9 protein-coding genes are annotated in these 10,287 nt (G+C 63.4%); 7 read left to right on the top strand and 2 right to left on the bottom strand.

Annotated features, from left to right (window positions below):
* The 3 genes from FJ039_11845 to topA all read left to right on the top strand — a co-directional run.
* Positions 1–455 (top strand): DUF1697 domain-containing protein (locus tag FJ039_11845; GenBank protein ID MBM4406843.1); only part of this gene is annotated, 455 nt, incomplete at its 5' end.
* Positions 456–518: 63 nt separating this feature from the next.
* Positions 519–731, top strand: a complete 213-nt coding sequence (locus FJ039_11840; protein MBM4406842.1) for a DUF433 domain-containing protein — start codon at positions 519–521, stop codon at positions 729–731.
* Positions 732–1,214: 483 nt separating this feature from the next.
* Positions 1,215–3,539, top strand: a complete 2,325-nt coding sequence (gene topA, locus FJ039_11835) for a type I DNA topoisomerase (GenBank protein ID MBM4406841.1) — start codon at positions 1,215–1,217, stop codon at positions 3,537–3,539.
* 68 nt (positions 3,540–3,607) lie between these two features.
* On the opposite strand, the gene FJ039_11830 is transcribed toward topA, so the two are convergent.
* A complete protein-coding gene (locus FJ039_11830; protein ID MBM4406840.1) occupies positions 3,608–4,408 on the bottom strand; it encodes an SDR family NAD(P)-dependent oxidoreductase in 801 nt (266 codons plus the stop codon).
* Between the two features lie 63 nt (positions 4,409–4,471).
* On the bottom strand, positions 4,472–5,320 hold the full coding sequence (gene uppP / locus FJ039_11825; protein ID MBM4406839.1) for an undecaprenyl-diphosphatase UppP: 849 nt from the start codon (positions 5,318–5,320) through the stop codon (positions 4,472–4,474).
* Between the two features lie 109 nt (positions 5,321–5,429).
* Here uppP and FJ039_11820 point away from each other — a divergent pair, with 109 nt between their 5' ends.
* The 4 genes from FJ039_11820 to xseA all read left to right on the top strand — a co-directional run bounded on the left by FJ039_11820 (position 5,430) and on the right by xseA (position 9,854).
* Entirely contained in the window at positions 5,430–6,428 is a 999-nt protein-coding gene (locus FJ039_11820) for a tyrosine recombinase XerC (protein MBM4406838.1), read from the top strand.
* Position 6,429: 1 nt separating this feature from the next.
* On the top strand, positions 6,430–6,870 hold the full coding sequence (aroQ, locus tag FJ039_11815; protein ID MBM4406837.1) for a type II 3-dehydroquinate dehydratase: 441 nt from the start codon (positions 6,430–6,432) through the stop codon (positions 6,868–6,870).
* A 57-nt stretch (positions 6,871–6,927) separates the two neighbouring features.
* Positions 6,928–8,016: an aminopeptidase P family protein gene (locus FJ039_11810; protein ID MBM4406836.1), complete on the top strand. Its 1,089-nt coding sequence runs from the start codon at positions 6,928–6,930 to the stop codon at positions 8,014–8,016.
* Positions 8,017–8,585: 569 nt separating this feature from the next.
* Positions 8,586–9,854, top strand: coding sequence for an exodeoxyribonuclease VII large subunit (xseA, locus tag FJ039_11805; GenBank protein ID MBM4406835.1), 1,269 nt, complete (start codon positions 8,586–8,588; stop codon positions 9,852–9,854).
* Positions 9,855–10,287: the final 433 nt, after the last annotated feature.

Here is a 10,287-nt window from a genome sequence, read left to right as displayed (position 1 = left end):
TCACTTCGCTTGGCTTTGCAAACGTCAGGACGCTGCTTGCCAGTGGGAACGTTGTCTTTGAGGCTTCGAACGCCAAGGCCGCCACATCGTCGGTGATCGAGGCGGCCCTGGAAAAGGCTTTCGGTAAGAAGATCGGTGTCATCGTCCGCACGGGCGAGGCGCTCCAGGCCATGGTGAAGGCCGATCCGTTCAAGGGCATCAAGGTCACGCCGGAGACGCGCCTCTACGTCACCTTCCTCGGGCCCGCCTCGTCCAGCAAACTCAAGCTCCCCTACGAATCGCCTGACAGGGCCTTCCGCATCCTCTGCCTAGCCGATGGCGCTCTCTATAGCGTCCTCACGCTAACCCCAGGCAAGGGCACGGTAGACGCCATGGATGTTCTGGAGAAGGAGTACGGGAAGCAAGTGACGACTCGGAACTGGAACACCGTGCAGAAGATAACGGCGCTGATCTAGCTTGCATGGTGACTTCCCAGGCTCTGCTATCATGGTATCGGTAAGCGATTTTGCTGGTGGAGGATGGATGTGAAGTGGATCGTCTCTGATGCGAAGCACCTTGGTGGGGCTCCTAGAGTACGCGGTACGCGCATTTCTGTCGGCCAACTACTCGAACTCATCGCGACTGGGATGTCTATCAGCGAGATAACTCGGGAGTATCCAAGCCTTAGCGAAAGAGCTATTAGAGGTGCGTTGACTGAGCTGGCCCGTTCTGACAGGCTGACGGCCGCGTGAGAGTTCTCCTCGACGAGAATCTACCTGAGTCACTGGTTACCCGATTACGCGCCCTAGGGCATCACCTGGACTCAGTGAACAGCCTTCGTCTCAAAGGCCTTGATAACGGCACCCTCTACCGCAAAGTCGCGAAGGGCTATGACCTTTGCTTCACTCGGGATGCCGGATTCGCCCGAAGCGTCCAGAAGACACCCGGGCAAGCTCGAGTGAAGCTCCTGAGAGTAACCTTGCCACAAACGAAGGCCAATCTGTTTGTTCAGAGATTTACCCAGGCCTTTGAGACAGCCGATTGGTCCAGCTATGTGAGTGGGGCCGATTGGCCATGACCACCTCCGCCCTTGCGATGATGGAGATGAACGGCGTCGCGCGGCACGTCGGTTCGATGCATTACGTTCTGGCCTGACCACTTTCCTCTTCTTATATAAGAAGAGGAAGCGTGCCGAGGGTTTGACGGGGCCTAGCCAAGTATCGTAACGTGGAAATATGCCCACGAAGCGCGCAAGTCCTAAGACCAAGTTGCCCGCCGCCGAAAAGGCGGAGAAGGCGCCCAAGAAGGCCGCCCGGAGTTCCCCCGGGAGCGGCAAGAAGCTGGTAATCGTTGAATCGCCCGCCAAGGCGAAGACGATCGGCCGTTACCTGGGCTCGGACTTTGAGGTGAAGGCTTCCATGGGGCACGTGCGCGATCTGCCCAGCTCCAAGATCGGCGTGGACCCGGAGCAGGGCTTCGCCCCGGTCTATGTGGTCCCCAAGGAAAAGAAGGCCCTCATCAAGGACTTGGCGCAGGCGGCGGAAGACTCCAGTGAGCTCTTCCTGGCAACAGACCCTGACCGCGAAGGAGAGGCCATCGCTTGGCACCTCCTTGAAGCAATTGATGTGAAGGACAAGCCCGTCAGTCGTGTCGTCTTCCACGAGATTACTGAGCCTGCGATCAAAGAGGCATTCTCCCACCCGCGAAAGATAGACGGTCACCTGGTGGATGCCCAACAGACGCGCCGTATCCTGGATCGTCTGGTCGGCTATAAGCTGAGTCCGCTCCTGTGGAGTAAGCTCCGCGGCGGCCTCTCCGCAGGGCGCGTGCAGTCAGCGGCGCTCCGCATGCTCGTGGACCGCGAGCGCGAGATCGAGAAGTTCATTCCCCAGGAGTACTGGCGCTTCGTCCTTGAGATGAGCAAGCGTTCGGCGAGCCCGGACGAAAAGGTCATCGTCTTCCAAGCCCTGCTCAAGTCGGTCAAGGGCCAGGACGGCAAGCTGGAGGTCCGCAATCAGGCCGAGGCGGACGCCATCAAGGCCGACCTGGACGGCGCTGCCTACGTGGTGGCGGACGTGAACCAGCGCGAGTCCAAGCGCCGCCCGCCTGCGCCCTTTACCACCAGCACCATGCAGCAGGACGCCTTCCGCAAGATCCGCTTTTCGGCCCGCGCTACCATGGCCGTCGCCCAGCAACTCTATGAAGGCCTCTCCATCGGAAGTGAGGGCGTCGTCGGTCTCATCACTTACATGCGCACGGACTCGCCCGTGGTCAGCGCAAGCGCCCTTACGGAGACCCGCGACTTCATCGGGAAGAAGTACGGCGCGGACTTCGTGCCGGAGAGCCCGCGCACCTACGTTGCGAAGGCCAAGGGCGCGCAGGAGGCCCACGAGGCTATCCGTCCCACCGTTATCTACCGCGAGCCGTCCGCCATCAAGCATGACCTTCACAGCGACCAGTTGATGCTCTACGACCTTATCTGGAAGCGCATGGTCGCCAGTCAGATGGCCGACGCCATCTTTGACGCGACGACGGTGCAGGTCGAGGCCCAGTGCCCCTCAGGCAGGACGTATATCTTCGAAGCCAAGGGCGAGGTGGAGAAGTTCAAGGGCTTCCTGGCGCTTTACCAGGAAGGCAAGGACGCCAACGGCGCCGAGGATGATGGCGCGCTGCCTGCCATGGCCCAGGGCGAAGGGCTGGAGCTTTTGAAGCTGGACCCCCAGCAGAAGTTCACCCAGCCGCCGCCGCGCTATTCGGAGGCCTCCCTCATCAAGGCGATGGAGGAGAACGGCATCGGCCGGCCCAGCACCTACGCGCCCACGATCTCGACGCTCTATGACCGCGAGTACATCAAGAAAGAGGGCGGGACGCTTCGCCCACAGCAGATCGGCCGCATGGTGGACCAGCTGCTGGAGGACGCCTTCCCCACCGTGGTGGACCTGCAGTTCACGGCGCGCATGGAAGAGGAGTTGGACGAGATCGCCGATGGCGAGAAGGAATGGGTGCCGGTCCTCCGCGAGTTCTACGACCCCTTCAACAAGTCGCTCGAAATCGCCAAGGAGACGCTGCGGAAGCGCCACGAAATGTCAGACGAGAAGTGCGACCTCTGCGGTAGCCAGATGGTTATCAAGAGCGGACGCTTCGGCCGGTTCCTGGCCTGCATCCGCTACCCGGAGTGCAAGGGGACCAAGCCCTTCCAGATCAAGACGGGCGTGAAGTGTCCGCTGTGCACCACGGGCGATATCCTGGAGAAGAAGAGCCGCAAGGGCAAGCGCTTTTACGGCTGCTCCAACTACTTCAATAAAGAGATCAAGTGCACCTTTGCGATGAACCTGAAGCCCATGGCGGAGCCGTGCCCCAACTGCGGCAGTCTGCTGGGCGAATGGGGGAAGGGCGCGCGCTGCACCAAGTGCGATTACAAGGGCAAGCGGCCCACCGCCGCCGCTCCGACCGCGCCTCCCGCCGAAGGCCAGGCCCCGCCTCCGATTGAGGAGGACCTGGAGGAAGGCGCGGAGATGGACCGCGAGGGCATGGAAGAGCCTGTCACCGCGCCTGCGTAGGCAAAGTCATGGCAACCTCACGCGCGATACGCCCCTTAGGAGCTGCGCCGCGAAGGCCGACTCTGGATCTACTCCTCGCCCTCTTCCCACTTCTGGAACCTCGGATAGCCGTACTGTTCGCGCATCTCCGAGATCCCGATCGTCTTGCCGTTCCACTGGGCGTGCGCCTGCCGCAAGAGCCAGAGTGAAGCCTCCGCGCCCACCACCGTCTTCTCCCATGTGGACGTATCGAACTTGGGAATCTTGGACTTGAAGTTCATCACAAAGCCCTCTGAGGCGATGGGCACGTCCACCCGCAGGCAGGTGTTAGTGATGGGCTTGTCCTTCAGCTCCACCGCCATGCCCATCGTCATGCGCTCCAGGGCGGCCTTGGCCATCCCGTAGGGCAGCTGCCCCGAATATTGGTTCGTCGCCGCCTTGGATGAGACGTTCTGAATGTGCCCCCAGCCGTTCTTGAGCATGGAGGGCAGGACGAGCCGGGCCAAGAGATACGGCGCGCGCAGGTCCAGCGCCATGATGAGGTCGTAGCGATTCATGGGCAGTTCCAGGAGCGGCGCAGGGAAGTCTATCGCGGCATTGTTGATGAGGATATCAATCCGCCCGAAGGCGTCCAGCGTCTCTTTCACGGCGCGCTCCACATCGCCATCGTTCGTGAGGTCGGCGGAGACGGCAAGCGTCTTCACGCCGGAGGACTTGGCCGCCCGCGCCGTCTCGTCCACCGTGCCCGGAAGCTTGAGCGGCTTGGCGTCCGATGCGCGCGCCACCGCGGCCACGTGCGCGCCCTCCCTGGCCAGGCCGATGGCGATAGCTTTGCCGATGCCCCGGCTCGCCCCGGTGACAAGGGCGACCTTTCCCTTGAGCTGCGACATGGGTGCCTCCAGAAGATGCCTCGCAGGAACCCTACGGTGGGCGGGCCTCCGAGTCAAGCCGCGCTACAGCGCGTTCATCACGCCGGAGGCAAGCAAGAGCAAGAGCAGAAGCCCAAGGCCGATGCGATACCAGATGAAGATGTGCGTTGAGTGCCGCTGGAGATAGCGCAAGAGGAAGGCGATGGCGAGGAAGCCCGAGATCGCGGCGGCGACAATGGAGACGAGGAGTCCTGCCGTCGAGAGGCTTGTCGAATCCAGGGCGTCAGGGAGTTGGTAGAGCGCCGATCCGATGATCGCGAGGATGGAGAGGAGGAAGGAGAAACGCGCCGCTGCCTCCCGGGTCAGGCCCGCGAAGAGGCCGCCTGCGATGGTGGTCCCTGAGCGCGAGGATCCCGGGATGAGGGAGACGACCTGCGCCGCGCCCACGATCGCCGCCTCCCGCCAGCCTATCTGGCCGATGCCGCGCGTCCGCCTGCCGAAGAGCTCAGCCGTCCAGAGGACAACAGCGAGGCCGAGAAGCGTGGAGGCGATGACCCACAGGCTCTTCGTGAAGTCGCCTTCGATGACGTTGCGGAGGGCCAGGCCGAAGACGACGATGGGGATCGTGGCGAGAAGGATGAGCCAGCCCAGGCGCGCCTGGAGACGGTCATCGGCGGTGGCGGTATCCCGTTTGGCGATGGTGACCAGGAAGCCGCGCGTGATGCGCACGATGTCCCTTCGGAAATAGGCCAGCACGGCTAGGAGCGTCCCCAGCTGGACCACCGCGAGGAAGGCCGTCCACTCCTCAGGCCTGTCCGCGTCTATGACGCCCATAAGCCTGCCGGTGATGGTCAGGTGGCCTGTGCTGCTGATGGGGAGGAACTCGCTGAGCCCCTGCACAAGGCCCAGGACGATTGCTTGCCAGATTGCCATAGGTGTAAGTGAGCCGACCCAGGTATTGTAGCGGAGGCCTCTGGGAAGAGCCTTGTGACATAATGTTCCATTCGACTGCTTGGCGATTTAGTTCTAAACTAGGTTCATCATGCCCGTCTCCTCGACACATGCCGAGGCGCTTGCTGCCTATCTGCGCCATCTGAGCGCTGAGCGAGGCCTTTCGCCACGCACGCATGAGGCCTACGACTTTCACGTCCGCGTCTTCCTCGATTTTCTCGAGAGAGAGGGGATCGCGGACCTTGCCGGCGTAGACCGCGCCGTTATACGCAAATACATCGCCTCCCTGGCTGAGCGGCAACTCGATAAAGCGGGAGTCGCCCTTCGCCTGAGCTCCATTCGCTCTTTCTTCCGCTACCTGGCGCAGCAGGAGACTGTCCCTAGGCGCGGCCTGTGGTCCAAGCGCTCCAAGGAGGCCAAATCGCTTTCGCCCAAGCTGGACGTGCGGCTGCCCTCTTTCCTCACGACGCAGGAAATCTCCACGATGCTTGCTGCGCCCGATGTCACCGACCTCTACGGCGCTCGGGATAAGGCGCTCCTTGAGCTGATCTACGCAGCCGGCCTCCGGGTGAGCGAGGTGGTGGGCCTGGAGGTGCGCCATCTGGATATGGGCAACAAAGAGGTGCGTGTCTGGGGCAAGGGCTCCAAGGAGCGCATCGTGCTCATGGGGCGGCCGGCGCAGGAGGCGCTCCATCGCTATCTGCAGGACTTCCGTCCCCAGCTCCTTCTCGACAGGCCGAAAACGGATGCGCTATTCTTGAACAGATACGGCCGCCGCCTGACCCAGCGCTCGGTGCAGCATATCGTGAAGGAGTATGCGCTGAAGGCCGGGCTGGACGCGGAGCGGGTGCACACCCATACGCTGCGCCACAGCTTCGCGACGCACCTCCTGGACGGCGGCGCCGATCTGCGGGTGGTGCAGGAGCTGCTGGGCCACAGCAGCCCTTCGACGACGCAGATCTACACCCACATCACGCTGTCTCGCGCAAAGACGGTCTATACGGCGGCCCACCCGATGGCACGGAAGAGGGCGCTAGAGGCCGAAGATCATGCATCGGCCATGACGATGCCGGTCCGGCAGGAGGAATGAGATGAAATATCTGGTGATCCAAGGCCCGAACCTGAACTGGCTCGGCAAGCGCGACCCGAAGATCTACGGCAAGATGTCCCTCGCCGAGATACACGCCGCCCTGGCTAAACGGGCGAAGGAGCTCGGCGCGCAGGTCGTCACCTTCCAATCGAACCATGAAGGGGCGATCGTGGACTTTATCCAGAAGAACGGCCCCACGGCAGACGGCGTCATCATCAACCCGGGCGCTTACCTGGCCACAGGCTATGCCATCGCGGATGCGCTGCTGGATCAGGGGAAACCCGTGGCCGAGGTGCATCTCTCCAACGTCCACGCCCGAGATGAGTGGCGCAGGAAGTCGGTCATCGCATCCATCGCCAAGGGGGTCATCGTGGGCTTCGGCTGGCGGGGCTACATCGCGGCGCTGGAGCTTCTGGTGGCCGAGGCGAAACAGAAGGGCTAGAATTGCTCCTGCGCCCCATCCGCGTTACTCCGGCGCGCTAGAATCGAGCCGCTTCCCATGAACCTTCGAGTCAAACGATTGCGCGAGCGCCTGGCCAAGGACGGCTTCGACGCAATCTTCATCGCGACCTCGGAGAACCGTCGCTACCTCTCCGGCTTCACGGGCAGCGCGGGCTACCTGGTTATCTCCCAGGACCTGGCGATCATCGCCACGGACTTCCGCTATTGGGAGCAGGTGGGGCGACAGTGCCCGGACTTTGAGCTGTGCAAGCTCTCGGGCGACCTTGCAACGTGGCTGCCTGAGGTCCTGACGCGGGCCGAGGCGAAGACGGTGGCCTTTGAGGCGCAGAACGTCAGCGTGGCCTTTCATGAACTTCTGAAGAGCGCCCTTGCCAAGATGAAGCCTGGGTCGCGGCCGAAGCTCATGGCGACGAGCGACTTTGTGGAGGGATTGCGCCTCTACAAGGACGAGAAGGAGTCCGACATCCTACGGCGCGCCATCGAGATCGCCGACAACGCCTTCCTTGCGGTCGCGCCGACGATCAAGCCGGGGGAGACGGAGGCCGCGGTCGCCTGGCGGCTGGAGGTTTCGATGAAGGAGCAGGGCGCCGATGGCCCTTCCTTCGAGACCATCGTCGCAGCGGGGCCGAACTCGGCGCTGCCGCACCATCGCCCGAGCGAGAAGCGGATCGAGCGGCATGAGCCCATCGTCCTGGACTTCGGCGCGCGCTACCAAGGCTATTGCAGCGACATCACGCGCACGGTCTTCCTAGGCGGACCGGACGCCACCTTTCAAAAGGTGTACGACTATGTGCTTGCTGCGCAGGAGACGGCCATCGCCGCGGCGCAGGCGGGGATGACGGGCCACGATGTGGACAAGCTGGCGAGGGATGTCATCGAAAAGGCGGGCCACGGCGACAAGTTCGGCCACGGGACCGGCCACGGCGTGGGGCTGCTCATCCATGAGAACCCGCGGGTCTCCCGGAACGCCGCGAACGAGCTGAAGGACGGCATGTTCTACACCGTGGAGCCGGGGATCTATCTCCCGGGGCTGGGCGGCGTGCGCATCGAGAACATCGTCACCCTTGAGAAGGGGAGGCCAGTGAACCTGACGCGGGCGCCGAAGAAAGAGATGCAGCGGCTATAGGGGGAGACCTCTCCCTTGGTCCCTCTCCTGAGAAGCGAGGGATGGGGGCTGCTGGAGCAGCCCAATTGGTGGAATCACCCTCACCTTCCGGGAAGCATCGGGGCCGAGGATACGGCCTGAAGACAAATGCTTCTCGGGTTCCTCTCCCCTCGGGCTAGAGGAGACTTTCTCGGGCAGGCCTCAGGCCGCCCGCGTGTAGGGGCGCGTGCCCCGCGCCCTGGCAGCGGGTGGCCCTCTCCGGTGCGGCACACGGAGAGACAGGGGGCGGTCCCGGTGCCGCTCCGATGCCTCATGCGGAGTGAAGACACACACGGGGTGAGGACACGCGCTCCGGTGAAGCACACGGAGTCCTTCAGAAAGGACCGCGTTCGTCCGATGGAATCGGACCGCCCCTACGCGGAAGGCCGCGAGGCGGTGGGCCGCAGACCTCTCTCTTATTCCTCGCGAAGCTCCAGGAAGAGCGCACGAGGCGAGGGACGCCTTGTTGATTGTACGCGATGGGGTGAAGCTCCCTGCGGTGGTGTTGTAGCTGGTATGCTGTGCGGAGATAGAACCGCGCCCAAGACAGCATGTCCATCTACAAAGTTTCGCAGATCGCCAGGTACGTCCGCGAGTATATCGAGCGGGACCGCATCCTTGCCGACCTGTACCTGAGCGGCGAAGTCTCCAACCTGACCAAGTCGGCGGCTGGCCATTATTACTTCACGCTGAAGGACGGCGATGCCCAGATCCGGTGCGTGATGTTCAAGCCTGCCACCGGCGCTGAGGCGCTGACCCACGGCGCGGCGGTGGTGGCCCACGGGCGTGTCTCTTTCTACCAGCAGCGCGGCGACTTGCAGTTCTATGCCGACCTGGTCCAGCCGGAGGGGGTAGGCGAATTGCACATGGAGTTCCTGCGCCTCAAGGCGAAGCTTGAGGAGGCGGGACTCTTTGACCCGACGCGCAAGCGCTCGCTGCCTGCCTTTCCCAAGCGCATCGCCGTCATCACCTCGCGCACGGGGGCCGTCTGGCACGATATCCAGAAGATCATCGGGCGGCGCTATCCTCTGGTGGAGATTGTGCTTGTCCATGCGGCCGTTCAGGGAGACCAGGCACCCGGCGAGGTGGTCGCAGGGCTGAAGCTGGTGAATCGCACGCCGGGGCTGGACGTGGTCATCGTGGCTCGCGGCGGCGGCTCCATGGAGGAGCTATGGGCCTTCAACGACGAGCGGGTGGCGCGGGCGATCTACGGCTGCAGGGTCCCCGTGGTGAGCGCGGTGGGCCATGAGACGGACTTCACCATCGCGGACTATGTGGCCGACCTGCGCGCGCCGACGCCTTCGGCCGCCGCCGAGATTGTGGTGCCGGACCGCCGGGAGTTGAAGGATCGGGTGCGCACCTTTGAGGGCCTGCTCCATGAGGCGCTCACTGCCAGGGTGGAGGGGGCGCGGGAGCAGGTGCGCACCCATGAGCTCCGGCTGGCGCGCCTGGCGCCGGACGTGGCGATGCGCCGCCAGCGCGTGGACGAGCTGACGAGGGCGGCCACGGCAGTGATGCGGCGGGAGCTGGCCTTGTGGCGCGAGCAGATCAAGGGCAGGATGACGCAGCTGGGGGCGCTGCACCCGGGGAACACGTTGAACCGGGGCTATGCCTTGGTGGAGCAGGCCCTAAGTGGGGCGCTGGTCACCAAGAGGGCCCAAGTCGCTTCCGGGGATGCGCTCTACGTGCAGGTGAGCGATGGGCGCTTCGCGGCGCAGGTTAGCGGCGACGGTCCACCGCCGCCGCGGCGTGCGGCGAAGCGTGGGAAGAGGGCCACGCGGTCTGAGGAAGCGGCGGGCCAGCAGAAGATGATGCTGTAGGAGTAGGGTTATCGCTAACAACAAGAGCCCCCTGGCGTCGCCAGGGGGCTCTTACATTTCGGACTATGCGAGCGACGGGATCTTGTTACTTATTCAGCCAGACGTTTTCGAACTTGTGGGCGGAGGTGACGACGAAGGCGCGGGAGACGGGGAGGTTTTCAACGTAGGGATGCGCGCCGAAGACTGTGGTCAGCTCGGCGAATGGGACAAAGGTCGCCCACTCGAACATCCTGCGCTGGAGGTCCCAGACCATGTCGCGCCGCTTCGCGAAGTCCAGCGTCTGCTCCTGGTCGGTGAGGAGTTTGTCCAGGTCAGGGTTGGCGAGCTTACCGTAGTTGTTGGCTCCTGTGGAGGAGATGTAGTTCACGATCTGGTCGTACGGGTCGTCCAACGTCTGACCGCCGCCGGCGGTGCCGATATCGAAGTCGTTGCG

Source organism: Chloroflexota bacterium (assembly GCA_016875535.1).
Taxonomy (GTDB): Bacteria; Chloroflexota; Dehalococcoidia; order SHYB01; family SHYB01; genus VGPF01.
The sequence above is the reverse complement of the archived record's forward strand: the minus strand, read 5'-3'. Positions and strand labels throughout refer to the sequence as shown.